At 66.7% G+C, this 23,156-nt stretch carries 21 protein-coding genes and 1 tRNA gene; 10 read left to right on the top strand and 12 right to left on the bottom strand.

Annotation, left to right across the window (positions count from 1 at the left end; genetic code table 11):
- Positions 1-24 precede the first annotated feature (24 nt).
- The 5 genes from LK540_RS12015 to LK540_RS11995 all read right to left on the bottom strand — a co-directional run bounded on the left by LK540_RS12015 (position 25) and on the right by LK540_RS11995 (position 4,143).
- A complete protein-coding gene (locus tag LK540_RS12015) occupies positions 25-807 on the bottom strand; it encodes a LytTR family DNA-binding domain-containing protein (RefSeq protein ID WP_229437536.1) in 783 nt (260 codons plus the stop codon).
- Between the two features lie 2 nt (positions 808-809).
- Positions 810-2,042, bottom strand: a complete 1,233-nt coding sequence (locus LK540_RS12010; RefSeq protein WP_229437535.1) for a sensor histidine kinase — start codon at positions 2,040-2,042, stop codon at positions 810-812.
- A 21-nt stretch (positions 2,043-2,063) separates the two neighbouring features.
- Entirely contained in the window at positions 2,064-3,440 is a 1,377-nt protein-coding gene (locus tag LK540_RS12005) for a S9 family peptidase (protein WP_229437534.1), read from the bottom strand.
- A 130-nt stretch (positions 3,441-3,570) separates the two neighbouring features.
- Positions 3,571-3,945, bottom strand: a complete 375-nt coding sequence (locus LK540_RS12000; RefSeq protein ID WP_229437533.1) for an iron chaperone — start codon at positions 3,943-3,945, stop codon at positions 3,571-3,573.
- Between the two features lie 27 nt (positions 3,946-3,972).
- On the bottom strand, positions 3,973-4,143 hold the full coding sequence (locus LK540_RS11995; protein ID WP_229437785.1) for a DUF2256 domain-containing protein: 171 nt from the start codon (positions 4,141-4,143) through the stop codon (positions 3,973-3,975).
- A 248-nt stretch (positions 4,144-4,391) separates the two neighbouring features.
- Here LK540_RS11995 and LK540_RS11990 point away from each other — a divergent pair, with 248 nt between their 5' ends.
- Positions 4,392-6,350 (top strand): PKD domain-containing protein, encoded by a 1,959-nt coding sequence (locus tag LK540_RS11990; protein WP_229437532.1) that lies wholly within the window; start codon positions 4,392-4,394, stop codon positions 6,348-6,350.
- Between the two features lie 106 nt (positions 6,351-6,456).
- On the opposite strand, the gene LK540_RS11985 is transcribed toward LK540_RS11990, so the two are convergent.
- A complete protein-coding gene (locus LK540_RS11985) occupies positions 6,457-7,365 on the bottom strand; it encodes a PEP-CTERM sorting domain-containing protein (RefSeq protein ID WP_229437531.1) in 909 nt (302 codons plus the stop codon).
- Between the two features lie 347 nt (positions 7,366-7,712).
- Between LK540_RS11985 and LK540_RS11980 the strand changes: the two genes are divergently transcribed.
- The 3 genes from LK540_RS11980 (at position 7,713) to LK540_RS11970 (ending at position 11,319) form a co-directional block, all read left to right on the top strand.
- Positions 7,713-9,182, top strand: a complete 1,470-nt coding sequence (locus LK540_RS11980; protein WP_229437530.1) for a PKD domain-containing protein — start codon at positions 7,713-7,715, stop codon at positions 9,180-9,182.
- A gap of 249 nt (positions 9,183-9,431) precedes the next feature.
- Positions 9,432-10,631, top strand: a complete 1,200-nt coding sequence (locus LK540_RS11975) for a TerD family protein (RefSeq protein WP_229437529.1) — start codon at positions 9,432-9,434, stop codon at positions 10,629-10,631.
- A 265-nt stretch (positions 10,632-10,896) separates the two neighbouring features.
- Positions 10,897-11,319 (top strand): hypothetical protein, encoded by a 423-nt coding sequence (locus LK540_RS11970; RefSeq protein ID WP_229437528.1) that lies wholly within the window; start codon positions 10,897-10,899, stop codon positions 11,317-11,319.
- A gap of 15 nt (positions 11,320-11,334) precedes the next feature.
- Here the strand turns inward: LK540_RS11970 and LK540_RS11965 are convergent, their stop codons facing one another.
- The 4 genes from LK540_RS11965 to LK540_RS11950 all read right to left on the bottom strand — a co-directional run bounded on the left by LK540_RS11965 (position 11,335) and on the right by LK540_RS11950 (position 13,703).
- Complete coding sequence (locus tag LK540_RS11965; protein WP_229437527.1) at positions 11,335-11,979, bottom strand: PIN domain-containing protein; 645 nt, start codon at positions 11,977-11,979, stop codon at positions 11,335-11,337.
- Positions 11,976-12,554, bottom strand: a complete 579-nt coding sequence (locus tag LK540_RS11960; protein ID WP_229437526.1) for a hypothetical protein — start codon at positions 12,552-12,554, stop codon at positions 11,976-11,978. The genes LK540_RS11965 and LK540_RS11960 overlap by 4 nt, the downstream gene beginning before the upstream one ends.
- Positions 12,555-12,574: 20 nt before the next feature.
- Positions 12,575-12,650 (bottom strand) — tRNA-Phe (locus LK540_RS11955).
- A gap of 57 nt (positions 12,651-12,707) precedes the next feature.
- Positions 12,708-13,703, bottom strand: coding sequence for an AraC family transcriptional regulator (locus LK540_RS11950; RefSeq protein ID WP_229437525.1), 996 nt, complete (start codon positions 13,701-13,703; stop codon positions 12,708-12,710).
- Positions 13,704-13,807: 104 nt separating this feature from the next.
- Here LK540_RS11950 and LK540_RS11945 point away from each other — a divergent pair, with 104 nt between their 5' ends.
- A complete protein-coding gene (locus LK540_RS11945; RefSeq protein WP_229437524.1) occupies positions 13,808-14,668 on the top strand; it encodes a class I SAM-dependent methyltransferase in 861 nt (286 codons plus the stop codon).
- A 51-nt stretch (positions 14,669-14,719) separates the two neighbouring features.
- Here the strand turns inward: LK540_RS11945 and uvsE are convergent, their stop codons facing one another.
- Positions 14,720-15,619, bottom strand: a complete 900-nt coding sequence (uvsE, locus tag LK540_RS11940; RefSeq protein WP_229437523.1) for a UV DNA damage repair endonuclease UvsE — start codon at positions 15,617-15,619, stop codon at positions 14,720-14,722.
- A 142-nt stretch (positions 15,620-15,761) separates the two neighbouring features.
- On the opposite strand from uvsE, the gene LK540_RS11935 reads away from it, so the two are divergent.
- The gene (locus LK540_RS11935) at positions 15,762-17,159 is read left to right on the top strand and encodes a HEAT repeat domain-containing protein (protein ID WP_229437522.1); all 1,398 of its coding nucleotides are present in this window, start codon (positions 15,762-15,764) and stop codon (positions 17,157-17,159) included.
- A gap of 40 nt (positions 17,160-17,199) precedes the next feature.
- Here the strand turns inward: LK540_RS11935 and LK540_RS11930 are convergent, their stop codons facing one another.
- Positions 17,200-19,500 (bottom strand): EAL domain-containing protein, encoded by a 2,301-nt coding sequence (locus LK540_RS11930; protein WP_229437521.1) that lies wholly within the window; start codon positions 19,498-19,500, stop codon positions 17,200-17,202.
- A gap of 268 nt (positions 19,501-19,768) precedes the next feature.
- On the opposite strand from LK540_RS11930, the gene LK540_RS11925 reads away from it, so the two are divergent.
- The 4 genes from LK540_RS11925 to LK540_RS11910 all read left to right on the top strand — a co-directional run bounded on the left by LK540_RS11925 (position 19,769) and on the right by LK540_RS11910 (position 23,147).
- Positions 19,769-20,302: a DUF2058 domain-containing protein gene (locus LK540_RS11925; protein ID WP_229437520.1), complete on the top strand. Its 534-nt coding sequence runs from the start codon at positions 19,769-19,771 to the stop codon at positions 20,300-20,302.
- A 76-nt stretch (positions 20,303-20,378) separates the two neighbouring features.
- Positions 20,379-21,539: a toxic anion resistance protein gene (locus LK540_RS11920; RefSeq protein ID WP_229437519.1), complete on the top strand. Its 1,161-nt coding sequence runs from the start codon at positions 20,379-20,381 to the stop codon at positions 21,537-21,539.
- Between the two features lie 51 nt (positions 21,540-21,590).
- A complete protein-coding gene (locus LK540_RS11915; protein WP_229437518.1) occupies positions 21,591-22,178 on the top strand; it encodes a TerD family protein in 588 nt (195 codons plus the stop codon).
- A 63-nt stretch (positions 22,179-22,241) separates the two neighbouring features.
- Positions 22,242-23,147 (top strand): hypothetical protein, encoded by a 906-nt coding sequence (locus tag LK540_RS11910; RefSeq protein ID WP_229437517.1) that lies wholly within the window; start codon positions 22,242-22,244, stop codon positions 23,145-23,147.
- Positions 23,148-23,156: the final 9 nt, after the last annotated feature.

Below are 23,156 nucleotides of genomic sequence, written 5' to 3'. Positions count from 1 at the left end.
CGCGCAGCCCAGGCGTTCCCCAACTCAGCGAAACGACACCTCGCTCCTGAAGCGCCAGGCATAGGTCTGGCTTACCTTCAACTGCTGCGGGTGGTCGCGCAGCTCGACCGTGATGTTGCCGAGCTCGTCGCGGCGGGCGCGGGCGATGGCGCGTACGGCAACCAGGGTGCCGCGGTGGATTTGCCAGAATGCGTCCGGGTCGAGTCCGGCCTGGAGTTCCTTCAGCGGCTTGCGGATCAGCCCTTCGTCGGTGGCGCTGACCACGCGGGTGTAGCGCGCATCCGATTCGAAGAACAAGATTTCCTCGACCGGGAAGATCTTGATGGTACTGCCGGCACTGGCGCTGATCCAGCGGATGCGTTCCTCGCGTGCCGCCGTGCGCAGGCGGCGGTCGAGTTCCAGCATGGCCTGCATCAGTCCGGCACTGTCGCCGCTTCCGCTCGTGTGCACATGCAGGCGCTCCTGCAGGCGCGCCACGGCTTGCGCCAGGCGGTCCTGGCTGACCGGCTTGAGCAGGTAGTCGATGGCGCCCAGGTCGAAGGCTTCCAGCGCGTGGCTGTCGTAGGCGGTGGTGAACACCACGCGGCAGGCGCCGCCGCTGGCGCCGGCCACTTCCAGGCCGCTGACGCCGGGCATGCGGATGTCGAGGAAGGCGATGTCCGGACGCAGGCGCGCGATCGCGTCCAGCGCCTCGCTGCCATCCTCGCACAGGGCGACGATTTCCAGTTCCGGCCAGGCCAGGGACAGCATGCGCCGCAGGTCGCTGCGCTGCAGGTCTTCGTCGTCGGCGATGATCGCGGTCGGCATGTTCACGCTCCCGTATTTGGCATGGCGCGCAGCGGCAGCACGATGGCGGCCGTCACGCCTCCACCGTCGTTCGCGCGCAGCGACAGGGCCGCCGCATCGCCGTACAGGTGCTTGAGGCGTTCGCGGATGTTCGACAGGCCGATGCCGCTGCCGCTGGTGGCGCCGCCGAAGCCGAGGCCATCGTCGGCGACCGCCAGCTCCAGCAGCGCGCCATCGTCGGCCTGGCGGCGCACGGCGCTGACCGCGATGCGCGCCGGCCCCTTCTTGAGTTCGATGCCGTGCTTGACGGCGTTCTCGACCAGCGAGATCAGCATCAGCGGCGGAATCGCCACCTTGCGCAGCTCGGGCGGGCAGTCGATCGCGACATCGAGCCGCGGCAGGCGCGCGCGGATGATGCCGAGGTAGGCCTGCGCCGCATCGAGCTGGGAGCCGAGCGACACGAAGGTTTGGGCGCGGTCGGCGCGCAATTGCGGGATGGTGGCGCGCAGGTAGTCGACCAGGTGGTCGATCATGGCCACGCCGCGCGCCGGGTCGCTCAGCATGGCGGCGCGTACGCCAGAGAGGGTATTGAACAGGAAGTGCGGCTCGACCTGGCTGGCCAGGATCGACAGCTGCATCTCGACCTCGTTGCGCTCGTCCCTGTAGCGCGCGACTTCACCGAGCAGTTCGTTCTCGCGCATCAGGCGGCGCTGGCGCAACCAGGCCAGCAGGTCGGTGCCGCCGCCCAGCCAGCCCAGCACCAGGACCCAGAAAATCACGTTCACCACCTGGTTTTCGCGGGTCCGGGCGCGCAGCTGTTCGGCCTGTTCGGGCGTGGCGTGCGGAATCGACGGGGGTGGCGAGTTGATCCGGGTGTAGGGCGTCAGCGGCAGCGCCACCAGGGCGCCAAGCAGCAGTGCGCAGACGACACCGGCCACTTCGCGCTGCGCCGGCCAGCGCTGCCGGCAGACCAGCACCGCCAGGCCCCGGCCGAGAAACAGGGCCAGCACCACCACCAGCCAGACCGCCAGCAAGGCGCCACGCACCAGCGCCGCCTGGGAACCGGGGATGAAGGCGCCGATGAGGACCATGACCGCGGTCAGCAGGCCAAGCGGCACCAGGAAGGAGCGCACCCGGTAGCCGAACCAGGTCTTGCCGAAGATCGGATACTGGCGCGCGACGCTGCCCCAGCCGGCGATCCTGGTGGCCAGGCTGTGCGGGAGGGGCTGGTCATGCGGCGTGGTGATCGTTTCCATAAAGCTATTTTACGCTGGCGCTCACTGCACCGTGGTCTTGATCCAGCCGGCGATCGTGTCCAGCGCCGCCGGTGCAAAGCTTTCCTCGATCTCGCCGTACTCCTCGATGCTGCCGGTCTTCGCTGTCTGGAACAGGTGGTTCAGGCCCGGCAGTTCCCGCACCACGGCGCGCGGATTGCCGGCCAGCGCGGTACGGATGGGCGGCAGGCTGAGACCGGCCGGCACTTGCAGGTCGCGTTCGCCGTTCAGCACCAGGATGGGCTGGCGCACGGTTTGCAGCACCGGCGCCGGTTCGTAGGCGAGCAGCTCGCGGAACCAGTCCGTGCCGAAGCGCTCCAGCGCGGCGGCGCCCCGCCCGGCCGGCAGCTCGCCCTTGCGCTCGGCCTCGGCCAGGATCAGGCCTGCCTTTTCGCGCGCCGCCGCCAGAGTCGGTTCCTCGGCCATGGCGCTGAACAGGGCCCGGTTCAGGACGCGGTCCTTCTCGATGGCCGCTTCGGGCACGCCGCGCGCCCGCGCCAGCAGGGCATGCTGCTCGACCAGCAGGCGGGCGCCGCCCACGCCCGGCCCGGCCAGCATCACGACGAAGGCGATGCCTGGGTCGCGCGAGGCGAGCAGCGGCGCGACCAGGCCGCCTTCCGAGTGGCCGATGACGCCGATGCGCTTGCCGTCCACCTCAGGACGGCTGCGCAGGAAACGCAGGGCAGCTTCGGCATCGGCGGCCAGGTCGCGCGTGGTCGCTTCCTTCAGCTTGCCGCCCGACTTGCCGACGCCGCGCTTGTCGTAGCGCAGCACGGCGATGCCCTGGCGGCTCAGGTGGTCGGCCAGCACCAGCAGGGGCTTGTGGCCAAACACCTTGCCGTCGCGGTCGATGGAGCCGGAACCGTGCACCAGCACCACGGCGGGGAAGGGGCCCTGGCCCTGCGGGACGGTGAAGGTGCCGGACAGCTTTATATCAGCGCCGGCATTGCTGAAGGCGATCTCGGTGCTGGTGTAGGTGGCGGGACGGGCGGCGATCGCGTCTTCCTGCGGGCGCTTCGGCTTGCTGGCTTCTTCGGTAGTGCGCTTCAGGTTCAGGGGCGCGCTGCGGCCCTGGGTCCAGGTGCCGGTCCAGGCCTGCTCCTGCGCGTTCCAGGTAGCGGCATAGCTGGCGCGCAGTTTCGTCAGCTCGAAGCCGATCCTGTCCGGGGCGACGGTGACGTTCTCGACCTTGGTCACCAGGTTCTGGGCCGGGACCGACATGGTCGCTTCCCACTTGCCATCAAGGGTCTTGTCGAACTTGACGGTGACGCGCAGGGAGTTGGCGATGCTGCCGGTCCAGATGCCCTGGGCATCTTCGGCGTAGGCGGGGCTGGCGGTCATGGCGAGCACGGCTGCCATGCTGGTGAGCATGCGTTTCATGGAGTGGGCGGGTAGCGGTTGGAATGACGGCATCGTGCCGCACCCTGCACCGGGCCGCTTCGGAATGCGGTGAACCGTGGATTTCCTGACATGAAGTCCTGTGCGGAAGGCATGAGCAGGGGCTGCCTGCCTACTGCTTGCGCCAGAAGCTCTGGCAATCGGCCTTGTCGCCCAGGTTGAACGCGATGAGTTGCTCGAGCAGGGGGAAATCGACTGGCGCGGTCCAGGGAACCCGGATCAGGTTCGGCGTGTGCGTGTAGCCGGCCGCGCCGATTGCGGCGGCGAAGCGTTCGATCGCGGCGCTTTCCGGTGCGATCGCCATGTGATGTTTCGCGGCGCTGAAGCCGATGATGAAGGTGCCGTGGTCGGTGAACATCGGCTGGTTCCAGGCCATCCTTGGCGCCAGTTGCGGAAAGCTGCGCGCCACCCAGTCCAGCACCTTGCGCATGCGCTCGCGCTGCCCGGGCTGGCCTATGTTCGCTACGAAATCGTCCCAGACTGCCATGTCGCCTCCTGACGAGAAACGCGGGTGTTAGCGGGGTGGGTTGCCTGGCGCGGCGTCCGGCTTGCCCGCGCGGCGGCAGCGTTCCGAACAATACTTGACCTGCTCCCAATCGCGCTCCCACTTCTTGCGCCAGCTGAAAGGCAGGCCGCAGTGCGCGCACAGCTTGGAGGGCAGGTCGGATTTCTTGCGCATTTTCATGAGGCCGATTGTAGCGCCGCCGTCCCTGCCGGGGCCGTCCGCGACAGGCGCGACGGTTTGATGCAAATACACGTAAGCCGAAGCAAGATCATTACGCTGATGCATAAAACCGTTTGTGCCACCGCAAATGAACATCCGATTCTGGATGACGTCCCACCTTGCTCGCGATGCGCGGCGCATGATCGAAGTCCCCGCCTGTCCGCTTCGTGGCGGGGTTCATTTTTTCATCCTTTATCTGGAGAGAAAACATGCAACGCGTTCAAGAAATCGGGATGTTCTTCACTACGCCAACTCAGCGCCTGCCTCGCCTGCTCGGCCTGCTTGCCGCCATCGCGGCAGGCGGTACGGCGCTTGCGCAGGGAACGCAGCCAGCCTCTGCCGGCAGCGGCCACACGACCTACCGCGTGATCAACCTGGCTTCCGGTCTCACCGCCAGCCCGATCAGGCTCAACGCCAGGGGCCAGGTCTCGTTCTCGATGCAGGCCCCGAACGGCGGCGCCATCGGCTATTTTTACAACGGCTCGTCGATCCAGGACATCGGCACGCTGGGCGGCAATTCGACCCTCGCCAACGACCTGAACGACGTGGGCCAGGTCACAGGCACGTCCATTTCCCCACTCGGCACCTCGCACGCGTTTGTCTGGAGCGCGGCCAGCGGCATGATCGACCTGCGGCCAGGGAACACCGGCGTCTCCCAGGGATTCGCGATCAATAACCGTGGCGTCGCCACTGGTCTGGCGAATTTTGGCGGCGGATACGCCTATCGCTGGAGCGCCGCAAACGGCATCGAAAACCTGGGCGCGCTGACCACCGGCGGGGAATCGTCGTCCTTCGGCATTGAACTCAACGACGCAGGCCTGATTACGGGTGCGTCGAGCGCGGGAAACAACCAGCGGCATACGTTCGCATGGACGCGCAGCGGCGGCATGATCGATATCACGCCGTCGCCGACCATCCAGGATGCGCTGCCCGTAACGGTGGCGCCGAACGGCGAAGTGGGCGGCGCCTACCTGCCTGCGTTCGGCAGTCCCAACTACCCGTATTACCAGCCTTTCCTGTGGACGCGAAGCGCCGGCCTGATCAGCCTCGGGACCGCTGGCGCCATTGCCGGCGGCGTGTCCGCCATGACGCGCGACCTGCGTATCGTCGGCACCCTCACGTACGCCGACGACACCCAGCGGGCGGTGTCGTGGACACGCAGCGCGGGCGCCCGCACGCTGGGCACGCTCGGCGGCGCCAGTTCGCGCGGGATCGCCATCAACAGCAAGGGCCAGATCGTGGGCGACGCCGACAACAAGGCAGGCAGCCGGCGCGCCTACATCTGGAGCGCGCAAACCGGGATGCGCGACCTGAACAACCACCTGCGCCGCAGGCCGCCCGGGCTGGTGCTGACCGGCGCCTACGGTATCAACGACAACGGCGACATCGTGGCGACCTCGAACGCCGGGGTCGTGCTGCTCAGGCCCGACAGGGGCCAGCACGGCGGGCATGCGCTCGGCCCGGTCGTGGCGCCAGGCCTGGTCAAGGCCGGTGCAAAAGTAGACGCATCGGTCGGCTTCGTCGACGAAGACGGGGGCGGCACGCGCAGCGCCAGCTGGTCGTGGGGCGACGGCAGCGCGCTACAGGCGGCCAGGCTCAGCGAAAACCAGGGCAGTGGCAGCGCCAGCGCCAGCCACAGCTATGCGGCGCCCGGCATCTACCAGGTGCAGGCCACCGTGGTCGACCGCAACGGCCGCGCCACGACGGTCAGCCGCGAGGTGGTGGTGACGGCAGGTGCGGGCGCCATGCTGGCCGGCAGCGGGGCGGTGACGTCGCCGCTGGGGGCGTTCAAGGCGCAGCCGCTGCATGTCTGGGATGCCAGCTTCAGCCTGGTCGCGCCCTTGTCGGCGGAAGCGAAGGACGTCCCGGCGCAATTGCGCTTTTCCCTGCCGGGCCTGGACTTCCGCAGCCAGGACCTGCGGCTGGTGGGCCGCCAGGGGGCGCAGCATGTGTTCGAGGGCAGCGGTACGGTCGGAGGAAAGGGTAGCTACCGCTTCAGGCTGGCCACCTCGGCCGCCGCGCCGGGAAGCGGGGACGCGGGCCTGGCGCTGAAGATCTGGCATACCGATGCGGCGGGGAAGGCGCAGGTGGTCGACTACGACAACACGCGCGCGGCAGCGGGCGTAGTGGCCGGGCGCCTGGCGGAGGGAAGCATCGTGCAGGAGTGATGCCTGCCAGGGCCGCGTTGGCAGGCCGGGATCGGCGCACTGTCTGCTCACTGGCTGCTCAGTGCGTGTTCAATGCGTGCTCAGTGCAGGCTCAATGCGTCGCGCCTTATGGCTTTGCGGCCAGCTGCTCGGCTGCAAAGCGCTGCAGCGCGCCGGCCGCCGCGGCGTCGATGCCGATGTCGCGCGCCACCGGATCGTCGGCGCCGAGCGTACGCGGATCGCGCCCGGTCACCTTGCCGAAGATGGTCAGCGCTTCCAGGTAGTAGCCGTGCTCGCTGCCGTGGTAGGCGTCCGGCGCCCACAGATTGACCTGGCCGGCGCCAATGCCGTCATACGGATTGGCGTCGGCCAGGCCGGCGGCGATGGCGCGGTTCCAGGCTTCGCCGACCGGGATCACGCCGCCGGGAAGACCATGCGCGGCAGCGGCGGCATCGTAGCCACGGCGTACGTCCAGCGCCATGGCGTCGATCGGCTTGCCGTACCAGGCGCCGCCCGGTTTGTAGGTCTGGTCGGCGCGCGACCAGGTGGCAACCAGGCGAATGTCCACTTTCGGATTCTGCGCGCGCAAGGCTTGTGCAAGCAGGCCGGTGTACGTGATCAGGCTCTCGGGATTGCCGGGCCTGGCCGCATCCAGCGTGCTATAGCTCTGCAGCAAGACCACGTCGTAGGGCCTGGCGATGACAGGCAGCTTCTTGTCGTAATGCGCGTTCAGGCCGGCCCCGGGGATGGTTTCCAGGCTCACGTCGTAACGCAGGCCGGCCTGCTCGGTCATCGCCTTGAACAGCGCCGGCACGCCGCCGATGCCTTCGCCGTTCAGGTCCGTCACGCTGGCCGGCCGGAAGAACTTGACCAGCGGCGCGGGCGCGCCGGCCGGGTCGCCGTAGATGAAGCTGTTGCCAACGAAAAGGATGGACGTGGCGGCCGGCGGCAGCGGCGCAGGCGAGGTGGAGCAGCCCAGCGCCAATGCGGCGAATACGAAGGCGCCGGTACGGCGCAGGACAGCGGCAAGTTGCATGGATTCTTCTTTGTTCGGTGAGTGGGCGCCAAGGGATACGGACCGTAGTTGGCAACTGAACAATGTAGCCGCTCTGCGTGATGCTGTCCACTTTCCTCATCCATGGCGCCGGCTCTCGCTTCGTGTTTAGGAACAATTGATCCGTGAATAGCCGATTGGCGCAGCACAAGGGATCGCGTGATTTCACGCTGCGCCTCTTCGTGCGCTCCAGTTCGCAGCGCATGATGATGCCTCTTGCCCGGCCGCCGCGATACCAGCGGGCCGGGTCCAATTTGATGGGAGCGTTCATGCAAGTTGTTCGAGGAATCGGTGCGTCAGCCGTCCGCGCACTGTGGAAAATGCTGCGTATGGCCTGGCTGCTTGTGATGTCGTTGGTATGGGGCACCGCCGCCATGGCCCAGGCGTCGGGCGATGGGCACGGCGCGCAGGGTAGTCCGCAAACAAGCTACCGCGTGATCAATCTCGGTCCCGGCACGATCGCCGCCTACCCGCACATCAACGCCACCGGACAGGTGGCCTTTTCGATGCTCGGTGCCGGCCGCACGGCAGGATTCTTTTATGACGGCACTGTCGTCAGAAACATCGGCTCGCTGGGCGGAGCGAACGTGTATATCGCCGGCCTGAACGATGCAGGGCAGGTTGCGGGCACTTCGCTGGACGGGCATGGCCTCGAAAACGCCTTTGTCTGGAGCGCGGGCGGCGGCATGCTCGGCATCCGCAGTGCTGCCGGTGGCCGTTCGTACGGACTGGCCATCAACAGGCGTGGCGTCGTGACCGGCTCGTTCAGCCATGCACCCGACGGCGCGGCCCGGCCGTTTCGCTGGAGCGCCGCAAGTGGCGTGGAAGACCTGGGCCTGGCGCCCGGCTTGCCCTGGCCGTCGGCTGGCCGGGTGCTGAACGATGCCGGCCTGATCGCCGGCGTGGCCACGATCGACGATGAACAAACCCATGCCTTCGTCTGGACACGCTCGGGCGGCACGGTTGCCATTGACACCCTGGGCAGCGTGGAGTCGGCGCCGGTGGCAGTCGGGGCGGGTGGCGAAGTGGCCGGCAACCGTCTCGCCTCGTTCGACGACGGCGGCGACCGGCCTTTCCTGTGGACGCGGGCGGGCGGCATGGTCGATCTCGGCACCGGGCGCGGCACCACGGCCTGGGTGAACGCGATGACGCCCGGCCTGCATATCGCCGGCGGCATCGGTTACGCCGATGGCCGCCAGCGCGCGATGTCGTGGACGCGTACCGGTGGCATGCGCGAACTCGGCACCCTGGGCGGCAGGACCTCGGTTGCACGCGATGTGAATGCACGGGGGCAGGTGGTCGGCTTTGCAGAGGACCGGGCCGGCGCCATGCGCGCCTTCGTCTGGAGCGCCAGCGGCGGCATGCTGGACCTGAACCGGGCCTTGCACCGTGCGCCGCCCGGCCTGGTGCTGGAGCAGGCGCTGTCGATCAACGATAGCGGCATTATCGTGGCGAGCTCGAATGCGGGACTGGTGCTGCTCAAGCCAGGTGGCGGGCATGCTGGCGGCCATGTGCTCGGCCCGGTCCTGGCGCCGGCCTCGGTCACGGTTGGCACGAGGCTGGACGCCAGGGTCGGTTTCCTCGACGACGACGGAACCGGCACGCGCAGCGTCAACTGGTCATGGGGCGACGGCAGCGCCACACAGGCCGGCAAGCTACGCGAGAGCGGCGGCGCCGGCACTGCCAGCGCCAGCCATGGCTACACAGCGCCGGGCGTCTATGAACTGGTCGTCACGGTGGTCGACCGTGACGGACGCAGTACAGCCGTCAGCCACCGGGTGGAAGTCACGGAAAGCTGAGGCCAGCGGGTACGCCTTATCGTCACAGCTAGCTGTTGGCGGTTAAAGCGGTGACCGCATGGCGCCTGGCGTAATGGCGCAGGGATCTGCAGGATGCATGCCGCAACACGGCGCTCTTTCGTTATAATTTTCTGAGGAGAAATATTCAATCACACATACTGGAGGAACATCACAATGGCTGAGATTGTTCGCGGTCACCGAAGCAAACTTTCCGACCTGGGATGTTCTTCGACGCTAACGACGGAGCTGATGCTGGCGCCAGCGGCCGGCAGCACCATCGATGTGGCCTGCTTTGGCGTGGATGCGGCCGGCAAGCTGTCCGACGACCGCTACATGGTGTTCTTCAACCAGATGGCGAGCCCTGGCAACGCGATTGTTCTGTCCACCTCCGGCCAGGCGTCGACGTTTGCACTGCGGCTGGACGACTTGCCGGCGACGGTAGAACGGCTGGTATTTTCCGCTTCGCTCGACGGCGCAGGCAGCATGCGCGGCCTGGGTGCGAGCAGCATGACGATCGGGAATGCCGTGTTCCGCTTTTCCGGCAAGGACTTCGATACCGAAAAAGCCGTGATCGTGGCCGAACTCTACCGCCGCGACGGGCAGTGGCGTTTCTGCGCCGTGGGCCAGGGTTTCGCAGGCGGCCTGTCCGCGCTGCTGGCCCATTTCGGCGGCACCGAAGCGGCGCCTGCCGCGGCGCCGGCGCCGGCACCAGCCGCTGCACCTGCACCTGCTCCGGCCAAGGTCTCGCTCTCCAAGATCACCCTGACCAAGGCCGGCGAACGGCATACGGTATCGCTGGTCAAGGGCGCTGCCGCGCCTCGCAAGATCACGGTGCGCGCCACCTGGCAGGACAACGGCGATGGCGACGACGACAACGACGATCTCGACCTGCGCGTCGGCATCCTGCTGGCCGACGGCCGCATGAAGCTGGTCTCCGCGCCCGCCTCGCCGGGCGCCCTGGACCGCACGCCGTATGTGGTGCATTGCGGCGACGTAACGGTAGCGTCGGCCAAGATGCCGGCGACGGAAACGGTGGAGGTGAATGCCGGCATCGCCGGCCTGCTGGGAGGCCGGGTGGCGCTCGTCTTCAGCGTGTACTCGGCGCTGGGCAACGGCGCGGTATCGGTGGCGTCGCTCAGGCCCGTGATGCGCATGGAGTACGGCGACCAGGTGGTCGAATGCGCCTACGACTTCACCCGCTCGGCGGCGGCGGACGACGACAGTGTCTACACCTACGTGATCGGCACCGCCATCATCGACGGCGACACGATCGTCCTGGCGCCGTCCGGGCTGACGTCCAAGCCGGGCAGCGAGAACACGCCCTGGATGCGATGGAACGGCGCGGATGTGCGCGTCAGCCTGGATGGCCCGGCCGTCTTCAAGGATGACGATGACGGTGACGAGGCACGCGCGTACAACAAAGGCAATCCGAATCGATACAGCCAGTAACGCCGGGTGTCTGGAGAAAAGCGCCTGGGATTGGCGCCACGCGGCCAGGCATGAAACGTTATCGGGAGAGGATGTGCCCGTCTTGATGGCCCGGGCCGAATCGCGGCGCGCCTTGCCTGGTCCGGTTCAAAACCCTGAGACGGGGGAGTGCTGTTAAAATTTTGCGGCAGCATTCCGATTCATTTGCAGGAGTACACAAATCCTCGGTTCCTTCATCAGAGTGGCGGTCGGCAGACCCAGGCTTACGATCGCCCTTGTCTTATGCGTGCTGGCCGCCCTGGCCGGCACGATGACCTACACCGGTTTCCTCGTCGTTGGCGTGTTGGCCGATCAACTCGGCACGGGCCGGTTCATGGCCGGCTTGCTGCTTGGCGTTCTGTTCGCACGGTTTCCGTGGATAAGCAATGGCAGGCTGCGCATTATTGGCCTGCTGCCGAAACCTGCACGCCGGCCGCTCATCGTAAGCTTGCTCGCATTGACCTTGTTGCTCTTCCTGTCGCACGGCGACTATGTGCCCGCAGTGTTCACAGGATTGACGACGGCTTTTGTTCTTGGCTATCCCTGGCTGAAAAGAACCGTGTTCAAGCGGCTGTCATCGCCGTTCTCGCGATTTGCCGCAGGCCACAGCGCGCGCAACAAAGAGGACGACACGGTGATTGAAGGTGAATTCAGGGAAAGGAAAGAGTAAGTCACACAAGGATTTTCAATCGCCAGTTCCTGCAGCGCTGGACTTTGCCGCAGTCATTGCAGGCAATCTGGAACGTATATAGCCGAGTCCGGTACTAAACTTGCCCAGCAGTTTACAGTTATATGCAGAAAATTCGGCTGCAATTTCCGGTATCAGGAAATCCTTGACGTTTTTGTTGATAAAGCATTTCTCATCAGTTTCAGTACTGGCATGCTGATGCACCGATGCATAGACGATGGAATCTTGCGGACTCAAGTTGAGTGACTGCTGTGACGTCAACGCCAAATGCATCACAGGGCGGTCGTTTGGCAAAATAACCGCAATATTGGCCAGTCGTAGCAAAACCGAGTTGAGCCGTTCGCTTTCCTGCCTACCTGATTCGGTCAAGATAGTGGCCATCGCATCCGCGTCCTTGACGCTCTCCTTATAGGATGCGGAGCGCCGCAGTTGTGTCAGCTCGCTGGCCAGGGCACCAGCGAGTGCACGCCGTTCACGGTGGCGGCGTACCAGGGTTTCGTAGGGCTCACCCAATGAAAATGCTGGAACTGCAATCTTGATCGCAGCTGTTTCCGCCAGGTGAAGGATGGCTTCACAAGACGCGCCTTCCTCCTGCAAGAGTGCGAGTTCCAGAATGAAATTCGACTCGATATAAACGATCACACCACGGCCTCGATTTGAACCGATCCTCGACGAATGGCAGCGAACAGTCCTGATTCCATGACCCACTGCCCATATTCATGTGCATCCGGAGTTGCATTGGGATTAGTCAATTCGCTCAGCCAGAATTGCACGGCCAGTTGAAGGCCTAGCTCGGTTATTTCACTGGAATAATGAGCTTTTTTAGGTAAATACTTTTTTAGTGCCGATGTGGTCACTGCTTCATACTGTGGCAGATAGGCATCCTCACCTTGCTGGGTCGACCATAGATACAAATGGTCCGGTAACACAAGCAGGAAGAAAGGGGAGGGCGGAACTGCGTGGTATTCGAGAAGATTTCGATGGAGTTCGGCCGCCCACTCCGGCCCTTTGCCTGATACGCGTTTTATTTCCACCACGAGCTGAAGCTGGTGGTCTGATGAGTAGACCGTGAGATCCGGCTGGCTTGGCATGGCAATCCTTGCAATAGGCGTGTTGTGAACTGCCTTTATCGTAGCACTTTCACATACCGGTGCATGGATATTGCACGGTCCAGCCGAAAACAAAAACGCCACCCGAAGGTGGCGTTTTGTTTGCATCGTCAGGGATGCTGCATTCTTGGTGGCCCGGGGCGGAATCGAACCACCGACACAAGGATTTTCAATCCTCTGCTCTACCAACTGAGCTACCAGGCCAAGGCGGCGAATTTTAGCATGAACTAGCCGCAAGTCCATAATTTCTTGAATGCAGCATCAACCCGTCGTCACATGCTCGCGCCGCCAGCGCGCCGGCGACGTCCCCACCTCGCGCTTGAACGCCCGCGCAAACGCCGCCTCCGACTCGTAGCCGACTTCCAGCGCCACCGACGCCACCGGCGCCCGGCTGTCGCGCAGCAGCCCGGCCGCCGCTTCCATGCGCCAGCGCGCCAGGTATTGCATCGGCGGCTGGCCCAGCAAGCGCAGGAAGCGGGCGCAGAAGACCGAGCGCGACAGGCCGGCGGCGCGCGCCAGGTCGTCGATGGTCCAGGGCCGCGCCGGCGCGCGGTGGATCAGGCCCAGCGCCCGGCCCAGCTGCGGGTCGCGCAGTCCGGCCAGCCAGCCGGTACTGCCGGCCGGCAGGTGCTCGAGGTAGCGGCGCAGGGCGTCGATGAACATGGTTTCGCTGGCGCGTTCCAGCAGCGCGGCGGCGCCCGGCTGGTTCTGTTCCACGCGCGCGGCCAGGGCGGCCAGGTCGGTGCGCGCGCTGGCGCCACTGGCCGGCAGGTGCAGCAGGCGCGGCAGGGCGCCAAGCAGCGGGTTGAAGGGGTGACGGTCGCAGCTGAGGAAGCCGCAGGTCACCCCGTTCTCGGCCGCCTGGGCCGGCTCGCCCCAGGTGATTTCGTACTGCGAGTGGAACACGATCGGGATCGGCTTCGGCGCATCGCGGGTGGCGGCCACCCAGGCCGGATCGATGCGCGTGGGCTGCTGGGCCGGGTCGCTGGAGAGCACGTGGCCGTCGCCGTGCGGCAGGATGATGGTGTCGCCCGGCTGCAGGCGCACCGGCGCCAGGCCGGCCACCGTGACCCAGCCGCTACCGCGCGTGAGCACGTGGTATTCCATGACGTGCTCGGCGTCGGGGAACAGCAGGCCGGCCAGGTCGCGCAGGGGCGGCGCTTCCACCGCCCAGTTCGTCGGCAAACTGAGCTGGTAGAAGACCGCGCCGCGCAGGCGTACCGAGCGCAGCACATCGGACAAGGTGTCGATACCCATCGGTTCAGGATGCGCGGGCAAACCGGAGCGACGCTGGAGCAAGCCGCCGCTGCGCATGCGCGCGATACTCGTCATCTTCAACTAGGAGATGGGAGGATGCCACCATGGACAAGCCAACGCAATCGACTTCAACCTTGCCGCAGGGGCGCGCCGCCCAGCCGGACTTTGCCGCCATCAAGCACCGCCAGCAGGCCACCTGGGCCAGCGGCGACTTCGCCGTGATCGGCGTCACCCTGCAGATCGTCGGCGAAACCCTGGCCGAAGCCGCCGACATCCGTGCCGGCGAGACCGTGCTCGATGTGGCGGCCGGCAACGGCAACGCCAGCCTGGCCGCCGCGCACCGCTTCGCCCGCGTGACCTCGACCGACTACGTGCCGGCATTGCTGGACAAGGGCCGCGCACGCGCCGAGGCCGAGGGCCTGAAGATCGATTTCCGTATCGCCGATGCCGAGGACCTGCCGTTCGCCGACAGCACGTTCGACGTGGCGCTGTCCACCTTCGGCGTGATGTTCACGCCCGACCATGCCCGCTCTTCAAGCGAGCTGTTGCGCGTGGTGCGTCCGGGCGGGCGTATCGGCCTGGCGAGCTGGACGCCTGAAGGCCTGGTCGGCCAGTTGTTCAAGACCATCGGCAAGTACGTGCCGCCACCGGCCGGGCTGCGCTCCCCGGCGATGTGGGGCAGCGAGGATTACCTGCGCGAACTGTTCGGCGCCCAGGCGGCCGGCATCCGCATCACGCGCCGCAGCTTCCTGTTCCGCTATGCCTCGACCGGGCACTGGCTGCAGGTATTCAAGGATTACTACGGCCCGGTGCAGAAAGCGTTTGCCGCGCTCGACGGCGCCGGCCAGGCGGCGCTGGAGGCCGACATCACCTGCATGCTGCACGGCGCGAATACCGCCGGCGGCGCTTCGCTGGTGGTGCCGTCCGAGTACCTGGAGGCGGTGATCGTCAAGCGCAGCGAATAAGGGTAGGGGAATCGGAAGCGGGCGGCGGCAGCGCCGTCCGCTTGATGTCGATCAGCCGGCCTGGACGGCAAGCGTGCCGAGCCAGGGCCGTAGCCCGGCAATCGCTTCTTCCTTCGATTTCGCCTCGATCTCGATCCACGGCGCGCCGGCGTAGGACGAAGGCATGGTGGCGATCAGGTCCGAATGCTGGCGGTCGTTGAAACCTTCGCGCCCGTTCGAGATGTGCACCAGCTGCTGCGCCGGGTCGGGCCAGGTCTCGCGCGCCTTGGCCAGCATCTCGGCCACGCTCGGGTGCTCGTAGCTGTCGAGCTTTTCGTGCACGATGTGGTGGTGGGCGTCGAACACCATCGGCACGCCGGCGCGCTTGCAGATCGCGTAGATTTCTTCGGCGCTGTACGAATACTCGTCGTTTTCCAGCGCCAGGCGCGAGCGGATCGCCTCCGGCAGGCGGCCGATCGCCGCCACCAGGGCGTCGGCCCGGTCGGACTTGCCGCCGTGGATTTCCAGAATCGCCCAGGGCGAGCGTGGCTGCTTCAGCAAGTCCATGATGTCGGCGTGCATCTGCAAGATCTTGACGCTGTTCTCCACCACCGCCGGCGAATCCGAACTCAGCACCACGAACTGGTCCGGGTGCATCACCAGGCGGATGCCGGCGGCGGTTGCGCGTTCGCCCGAGCGCGCCAGGATCGGGGCGAGGGTTTCCAGGATCTCGCGCCCGATCGGCTCGTCGGAAAACGGAAAGATCGACGACGGCAGGCGGTACAGGGCAATGCCGTTCTGCTGGCAATAGCGCATGGCGCCGTCGAAGGTCTGGATGTTATCGCGGAAAATATCTTCCAGAATCTTGCGCTGCCCATCGAGCGATTGCTCGAGCAGGCGCTTGCGGGTGACGGTCCGGTAGCGGACCTCTTTCGATGCGGTGATGCACACCAGGCCGAGGTGAGGGGGCATAGGTTTCTCGCAGGATGACGTTGCAGGCCAGTATAGGCCGTCGTCCGGCGGACGAGAGCGCGGTAGGACCCGCCTGCCATTCGCTGGTGCAGAGCGGTAGCCTGGCGTCCTTGCGTAATCAGTTCCGATGTATATTTGCCAAATGAACATTCTTTGGCGAATTTTCGGGCTGTTGCCACGCTCTGGCGAGTATGCGGACAGCTCCCACTACACAGCCTGGCTCGAAGGCGAGCTGGAAGCGCTGCACCGAACGACGCACATCGAACAGGTGCAGCCGTATCTTGCGCATCGCGACGGCTACATCCGCCAGGCTGCCGTCGAGTACTGCGGCCGGCTGGCGCCGGAAGGCGCGGTGGCCAGGCTAGTCGAACGGCTCAACGACTGGGTGCCGCAGGTGCGCGCGGCGGCCCGGCGCGCGCTGGAGGCGGTGGTGCCGACGGCCTCGGCAGCCGACCTGTGCGGCGCCTTGCCCGCGGCCTACGCGCTATTGCATGCGAAGCGCGAAACGCACGCCCAGTGGGTCGCCGCATTCGAGCGCACGATAATCGACCAGGCCGGCGCGCCTGCCCTGGCGGGGGCCTTGCAAGGCCGGGATATCCAGGTGGGACGAGCCGTGTTCCGGCTGCTTGCAGGTACACATGCCATGACGCCGCAAGCGCTGTTCGCGCTCGTGGTGCCGGCAAGCAGCGACATCGTGCTGACGCGTCTTGCCTTCGATCATCTCGAACGCAGCGAGGAGGGGTGTGGCGAATCCGAACTGGTGCGCGCGTTTGCGTCGAAGAGCACGCCCATCCGTGCGCGCGCATTGCGTGCCCTTATCGCGCGCGGCATAACCCGCTACGTAGAGGACGCATTGTTTGCGCGCCAGGCGTCGCTGCGCGCCGTTGCGGCTGCCCACCTCGCCGGCCAGGGGCAGGACGTTGCCGCGCTCTACCGGGAGGCATTGACCGTGCCCGGCGCCAGCCCGGCACGCATCGGCATTTGCCTGGCCGAACTCGGCGCATCGCGCCAGCTCTCTTGCCTCGACAGCATCAATCCCTTCCTGCATCATCCTGTCGCACGCGTACGCAGCCGGGCGGCGCAGGCCTGGCTGCGGCTCGCGCCGGCGGAAAGGGACGAGATCGCGCTCCGGGTCCTGGCCGATCCGGCGCCGGAGTTGCGCGTCTTGCTCCTGCAGTTGGTACGCAAGCACGGCGCCTATCTTCCCTTCGAGGCAGTCCGCATGCAGCTGCAGGCGCCGGCGGATCGGGCATTGCTGTGGTGGTTCGCCGACATGAACCATTGGGATGCGCTAGGCACCGCCATGTGGCTGGCCGAGCGCGAACCCGATGGGGATGCGGCGCTGCCGTCCTGGTATCCGGACCTGGCCGATTGGGTCCGATGGGCCCGGATGGCCAGGCGCAAGCCTACCGACACGCAGCGCGGTTTCCTGTTGCCCCTGATCGCGCATGGCGGTCTGCGCCGGCTGCAACTGTCCGACGAGGTGCGTGCATCCGTGGCGGAGGTGTTCGCACACGCCGGCCTGCCTTTCCAGGCCTAGGCGCCGCCATGCTTGCATGAATGGGATGGCGCCCGGCGCTTCAGGCGGCGTGGCGCTCCTCCCCGTCGGCCAGACGCGCCAGCACCTCGGCCAGCGGCATGGGCCGCGCAAACAGGTAGCCCTGCATGTGCGGCGCGCCGTGCTCGGCCAGGAAGCATGCCTGCTCCGGCGTCTCCACGCCTTCGGCCACCACGCGCAGGCGCAGGTGGGCGGCCATGCCCAGGATGGTGCGCACGATGGCGGTGCCGTCGGCGTCGTGCGGCGTGTCGCGGATGAAGCTCTTGTCGATCTTCAGTTCGTACAGCGGCATGCGCTTCAGGTAGGCCAGGTTCGAGTAGCCGGTGCCGAAGTCGTCGATCGAGAAGCGGATGCCGAGCGCGGCCAGTTCGCCCATGCGCGCGATGATGCCGTCGCGCTGGCCCACCACCAGGCCTTCGGTGAGTTCGAAGATCAGCTGGCTGGCCGGCACGCCGGTCTCCTGCAGCAGGCGCCGCACCGAATCGACGAAGCCGTGCTGGCGGAACTGCGAGGGGCTGACGTTCACCGACAGCGGCAGCGCGTGCCCTGCCGCGTCGAGCCGGAGCCAGGCCTGGCACGCCTGGCGCAGCGCCCATTCGCCCAGCGGCACGATCAGGCCCGTCGCTTCCGCCACCGGAATGAACACGTCGGGTGCGACGCTGCTGCCGTCCTGGCGCCGCCAGCGCATCAGCAGTTCGGCGCCGACCGGGCTGCCGGCGGCATCGAACTGCAATTGCAGGTGCATCGCCAGTTCCTCGCGCGCCAGCGCCAGGCCAAGCTCGCGTTCCAGCGTCAGGCGCCTCTCGACCTCGGCGCGCATGGTGGCCTCGAACAAGGCCACGCCGTTGCGACCGCCGGCCTTGGCGCGGTACATGGCGGTGTCGGCCTCGCGCAGCAGGTCGTCGGCGCTCTGGCCCGGGCGCGGCAGCGGCGCCACGCCGATGCTGGCCGAGGAGTTGTAGCGGTGGCCGTCGATCTCGATGTCCTCGGCCAGCGCCGCGCGGATGTCCTGGGCGCGCGCCAGCGCGGCGCTTGACACCGCGGCTTCGCCCTGGCCCAGGCCGGTGAGCAGGACCACGAATTCGTCGCCGCCGATGCGCGCCACCATGCCGGCCTCGCCGACCAGGGCGGACAGGCGCGCCGCCGCCTGGCGCAGCAGGGCGTCGCCGGTGGCATGGCCGCGCGCGTCGTTCACGACCTTGAAGTTGTCGAGGTCGATGAAGAGCAGGGCGCCACCCGCCTCGCCCGCATGCGCCCGCGCCAGCTCGGCTTCCAGGCGCTCGCCCAGCAGGCGCCGGTTCGGCAGGCCGGTCAGCACGTCGTAGTAGGCCAGGCGGTGGATGGCGCCGGCGGCCTTCTTGCGCTCGCCGATGTCGCGCCCGACCGCCACCCAGTGCGTGAGCGCGCCGTGTTCGTCGAGGAAGGGCGTGACCTCGAGCTCGAGCCAGTAGGGCGTGCCGTCGCGTGCATGCACCATCAGCTCGGCCGACACGCCACGGCCGCGCTCCATGGCGGCGGTGATGCGCGCCACTTCGGCGCGGTCGGTTTCCGGGCCGATCAGCAGCTTCATGCTGCGTCCCAGCAGTTCCTGGCGCGCATAGCCGGCGGCGCGCAGGAAGGCATCGTTGGCGAAGATGATCGGCTGCGGCTGGCCCGGCGCCGCGGCGCGGATGATGACCACCTTGTCGTTCAACTGGGACACCGCGGCTGCCGCCAGGCGCAGTTCCGCGTTCAGCAGCTGCACGGCGTTCTGGCCTTCTTCCAGCGTGTCGGCGAACAGGCGCAGGTCGCCCAGCGAGGCTTCCAGCTTTTGCAGCAGGCTGCCGCAGGACACCGTGATCAGCGAGCCGACGAACATGAAGTTCAGCGCCACCAGCAGCGAGGACACCGCTTCACCGGGCGGCAAGCCGGCGACGTCGGCCTGCACGATGCCCGACAGGCCCAGGCCCAGGATGATCGCGGCGCTCAGGCCGAGGGCGGCCAGGGCCGGGCGCATGCCCAGCAGCACGGCGGCAAAGACCGGCGGCGCGATCAGGTAGAGCTGGGCTACCTGGCCGATGTTGACCATCATGCCGGTGGCGACGAAGAACACGATGGCGATGAAGTGCCACACCCGCGTGCGGTACGGCAGGCCGCGCAGGCGCCAGATGCAGGCCAGCCAGGCGATGGCCAGCAGGTCGACCGCGATGACCGGCCACAGGCCTTCGCGCGCAGCTACCACGATGCTGGGTAAAGCCGTGACGATGCCGAGTACGAGCACGATCGTGAGCAGGCGGGAAAAGATGTGGGTGCGCCAGTGCGCAATGTCGGTGATGGGCGTCACTTGTTGCCTTCGTATGCAAGCAAGTGCGTGTTGATGTGAGGCACTTTACTTTGCTGCAACGCAACATGGTAGCGCAGTTTTTTACCGCTTGTCACCCGCGGCGATGCCGGGTGTTGCGCCGATGACGCGCTCTGTGTCCGGTTGCCCGGGCGTGTTTAACAGAGCATGCCGGGGCCATGGAAGGACCGGCGGCAAGAGGCTGGCAATTTGCTATGCTTACGGATGATCCGCGCCGCACGGCCGGACGTTTATTGATGGAGCGCCACAGATGGCATCGTTGCAGGAACAATTTTTAAAGGCTGGCCTGGTCAACAAGGGCAAGGCCAAGCAGGTTCAACAGGACAAGAGCAAGCAGCAAAAGATCGACCGCCGGCACGGCACGCAAAGCGTGGACGAAGCCAAGCTGGCCGCGGCCGAGCTGCAGCGCAAGAACGCCGAGCGCGCGCGCGAACTGAATGCCCAGCGCGACGCGGCCGCCCAGCAAAAGGCGATCATGGCGCAGATCCTCGACTTGGTGCAGAAGAACCGCCAGTCCAAGGGCAATGGCGACATCGCCTATAACTTCACGCACAACAGCAAGATCGAACGCATCCACGTGTCAGCCAAGGTGCAGGAGCACCTGATGGCGGGGCGCCTGGTGATCGTGCGCATCGGCGACGCCACCGAGCTGGTGCCGCGCGTGATCGGCGAGAAGATCGCCCAGCGCGACGCAGCGCTGGTGGTGCAGGTGAAGCGGGCGGCCGAGGTCGATCCGGACGATCCGTACGCGGCTTACCAGATCCCCGACGATCTGATGTGGTAAGCGCCCGGGCGGGTACTCGCCTGCCGGGGTTGTCCAGTGGTAAGCTATTCTTGTCATTTCAACCTGAAGGAATGTTATGAAACCGCTGTTCTCCTCCGACGAAGAAGCGAACGCCGCCTTCGCTGCACCTGTGCCTGCGCCTGCGCCCGCATTTGCGCCTGCCCCAGCGCCCTCGCTGCCGCCGCTGTCCGCGCCCGTCGGCATGGATGCGCTGCCGGCATTGCGCCCCGAGGCGGCCCCGGCGCCGGCCCCGGCCCCGCAGGTCCGGGTCGACATCTCCGGCATCGACGACAAGGCCATCGAGGCCCTGGGCGGTTCCACCGGCGCCGGCGTGGCCAAGGTGTCGGCCAAGCTGCTGGGCACCGTGCGCGCGTCGGATGCGGACGTGTTCGGCACCCAGCTGAACGAACTGATCGCCACCTCGAAGGGCCTGGACCCGGCCAAGCTGCGCTCGGGCGGCCTGCTGTCGCGCGTGACGGGCATGTTCGGCTCGGTCAAGGAAAAGATGCTGTCGCAGTACCAGATGGTCGAATCGCGCATGGACACCCTGGTCGGGGAGATGACGCGCCATGCCAACGTGCACCGCAAGCGCATCCAGGACTTCGACGAGATGTACAAGGGCCTGGAAACCTATTACCAGGGCCTGGACGCCGACGTGAAGAAGGGCGAAGCCTGGGCCGAGCGCCTGCGCCAGGCGGTGGCGCAGCAGGCCGCGCCGACGAACGCCTTCGAGGCCCAGCAGGCTACCGAACTGAAGCGCCGCCTGGAGCGCCTCGAAAAACGCATCGACGACCTGCGCCGCGCCATGCTGATGGCCACGCAGATGGTGCCGCAGATCCGCCTGTCGCAGGACAATGCGCGCGCTTTGACCGACACCTTTACCGACATCGTCAACGTGTCGATCCCGGCCTGGCGCAACGTGTTCTCGCTCTACCTGCTGCAGCTGGAAGCCAAGCAGAGTGCGGCCGTGGCGAATGCCGCCTACGACGCCACCGACGCGGCCTTCCGCGCCCAGGCCGACATGCTGCTGGAAAATACCGAGACCGTGGCGCGCGCCAAGCAGCGCTCGCTGGTCAGCCTGGAAACGGCCCAGCACGTGCAGGCCCAGCTGATCACCGCCTTCGACAAGCTCGAGCAGATTTCGCACGAGGGCCAGCAGCGCCGCAAGGACGAGCTGCCGAAACTGCAGGAGCTGGAACGCGACCTGATCGCCCGCTTCTCGCCGGCCGTGGGCTGATCCCCGGCTCTTTGGCGCACCCACCCATTTCACGATAAAAAGGAAGAATCCATGTCGACGATGCTCGAAACCGGCCATCGCATCAACCTCGAAAAAACCGCACCGGGCCTGAAGCGCGTGCGCATCGGCCTGGGCTGGAAAGTCAACGCGGCCGACGGCCAGGCCTTCGACCTCGATTCGTCGGTATTCCTGTGCCGCAAGGACGCCGACGACAACCCGGTCATGATCAGCAACGCCCATTTCGTGTACTACAACCACACGACCTCGCCGGACGGCGCGGTGGTGCACTCGGGCGACAACCGCACCGGCGACAAGGACGGCGACGACGAAGTCATCACCGTCGACCTGGGCCGCGTCGACCCGGCCGTCATGGAGATGCCGATCGTGGTCACCATCCACGACGCCGAGGCGCGCAAGCAGAACTTCGGCCGTGTCTCCGGCGCCTACGTCAAGGTGTACAACGACGAGACGGGCGAAGCGATCGCGCAGTACGACCTGAGCGAAGACTACTCGGACAAGACCGCGCTGCAGTTCGGCTCGCTGTACCGCCGCGATGGCGAATGGCGCTTCCACGCCGTGGGCGCCGGCTTCAAGCTGAACCTGGCGACCTTCATCCGCAAGCTGGGCGGTACTGTCTGAGGATGTGTTGCCGCCGCACAGGCGGCTGCCCTCGACGCCCGCATGGTTCGCGCTGACTGACCGATGACCGACCAGAAACCCAAGGCCTTCGACTTCGGCGCCGATGCCCAGCCTGCCGCCGCGCCTGCATCCGCGCCTCCCGCCGGACCGGCCAGCCCGCCGGCGGCGCCGCGCGCCTTTGACTTCGGCGAGGCCCAGGAAGCCGCGCCGCCCGCCAGCGGTCCGCCCAGGGCACTCTCGTTCAACGATGTTCCGGCGGCGCCGGCAGGTTCAGGCATGACCGCGAAAGTTGTACCCGCGGCGCTGTTCGACAGCGAAGACCACCCGGCGGTGCGCGACGCCCTGGCGCTTGCCCGCGCCGACTATCCGACCCTGTTCGCGCACGCGGAAGGGCGCTTCGCCATCCTGTTCCGGCGCATCCTGCCGGTAAAGCTGGCGCTGGTCACGGACTGGGCGGAAGAACCCCTGCTGGAGCAGGCCGCGCTGCTCCAGCCCATCACCGAGCTGGTGCTGAAATTCACCCGGATGGGCGTGCCCGCGCTGCTCGACGCCGCACTGGAAAGCACCCGCGAGCCGGCCGGCATGTTCGGCAAGCTGTTCCGCCGCCCGCTACCGCCTGCCCACTACAAGGCCGTGCTGACCTCATCGCGTGCCGGGCTGCTGCAGCTGCTGGCCGACAGCGAGGTCGCCATGCGCAAGCTGGAAGCGTCGGCGCAGAACCTGGGCTTGCATGGGGCGGTGCTGGCCGTGGTGGCCACGCTTGCCGCCAATTCTCCGGATGCCGCCTTGCTCGATACGCTCACGCAGCGCCGCACGCTGGTCCAGCAGGCGGTGCGCCAGGCCGAGCTGTCCATCCTGCAGATGGGGCAGGTACGCCAGCAGGCGGCCGACCTGGTCGCGCAAATTTCGTCGTTCCTGACGGTGACCTTGCCTGCGCTGGAGATGGCGCAGGCGCAGGGCGGCGCTTGAAAGCGGCCT

Origin of the sequence: Massilia sp. IC2-278, from assembly GCF_020708045.1 — a bacterium.
Taxonomy (GTDB): domain Bacteria; phylum Pseudomonadota; class Gammaproteobacteria; order Burkholderiales; family Burkholderiaceae_D; genus Telluria.
This window is presented reverse-complemented; position numbering and strand designations above follow the sequence as displayed.

Excerpts from the sequence above, each read along its gene's own strand:
- LK540_RS12015 (WP_229437536.1), bottom strand. The coding sequence starts at position 807 with ATGCCGACCGCGATCATCGCCGACGACGAAGACCTGCAGCGCAGCGAC.
- LK540_RS12010 (WP_229437535.1), bottom strand. The coding sequence starts at position 2,042 with ATGGAAACGATCACCACGCCGCATGACCAGCCCCTCCCGCACAGCCTG.
- LK540_RS12005 (WP_229437534.1), bottom strand. The coding sequence starts at position 3,440 with ATGAAACGCATGCTCACCAGCATGGCAGCCGTGCTCGCCATGACCGCC.
- LK540_RS12000 (WP_229437533.1), bottom strand. The coding sequence starts at position 3,945 with ATGGCAGTCTGGGACGATTTCGTAGCGAACATAGGCCAGCCCGGGCAG.
- LK540_RS11995 (WP_229437785.1), bottom strand. The coding sequence starts at position 4,143 with ATGAAAATGCGCAAGAAATCCGACCTGCCCTCCAAGCTGTGCGCGCAC.
- LK540_RS11990 (WP_229437532.1), top strand. The coding sequence starts at position 4,392 with ATGCAACGCGTTCAAGAAATCGGGATGTTCTTCACTACGCCAACTCAG.
- LK540_RS11985 (WP_229437531.1), bottom strand. The coding sequence starts at position 7,365 with ATGCAACTTGCCGCTGTCCTGCGCCGTACCGGCGCCTTCGTATTCGCC.
- LK540_RS11980 (WP_229437530.1), top strand. The coding sequence starts at position 7,713 with ATGGCCTGGCTGCTTGTGATGTCGTTGGTATGGGGCACCGCCGCCATG.
- LK540_RS11975 (WP_229437529.1), top strand. The coding sequence starts at position 9,432 with ATGCTGGCGCCAGCGGCCGGCAGCACCATCGATGTGGCCTGCTTTGGC.
- LK540_RS11960 (WP_229437526.1), bottom strand. The coding sequence starts at position 12,554 with ATGCAAACAAAACGCCACCTTCGGGTGGCGTTTTTGTTTTCGGCTGGA.
- LK540_RS11950 (WP_229437525.1), bottom strand. The coding sequence starts at position 13,703 with ATGGGTATCGACACCTTGTCCGATGTGCTGCGCTCGGTACGCCTGCGC.
- LK540_RS11945 (WP_229437524.1), top strand. The coding sequence starts at position 13,808 with ATGGACAAGCCAACGCAATCGACTTCAACCTTGCCGCAGGGGCGCGCC.
- uvsE (WP_229437523.1), bottom strand. The coding sequence starts at position 15,619 with ATGCCCCCTCACCTCGGCCTGGTGTGCATCACCGCATCGAAAGAGGTC.
- LK540_RS11935 (WP_229437522.1), top strand. The coding sequence starts at position 15,762 with ATGAACATTCTTTGGCGAATTTTCGGGCTGTTGCCACGCTCTGGCGAG.
- LK540_RS11925 (WP_229437520.1), top strand. The coding sequence starts at position 19,769 with ATGGCATCGTTGCAGGAACAATTTTTAAAGGCTGGCCTGGTCAACAAG.
- LK540_RS11920 (WP_229437519.1), top strand. The coding sequence starts at position 20,379 with ATGAAACCGCTGTTCTCCTCCGACGAAGAAGCGAACGCCGCCTTCGCT.
- LK540_RS11915 (WP_229437518.1), top strand. The coding sequence starts at position 21,591 with ATGTCGACGATGCTCGAAACCGGCCATCGCATCAACCTCGAAAAAACC.
- LK540_RS11910 (WP_229437517.1), top strand. The coding sequence starts at position 22,242 with ATGACCGACCAGAAACCCAAGGCCTTCGACTTCGGCGCCGATGCCCAG.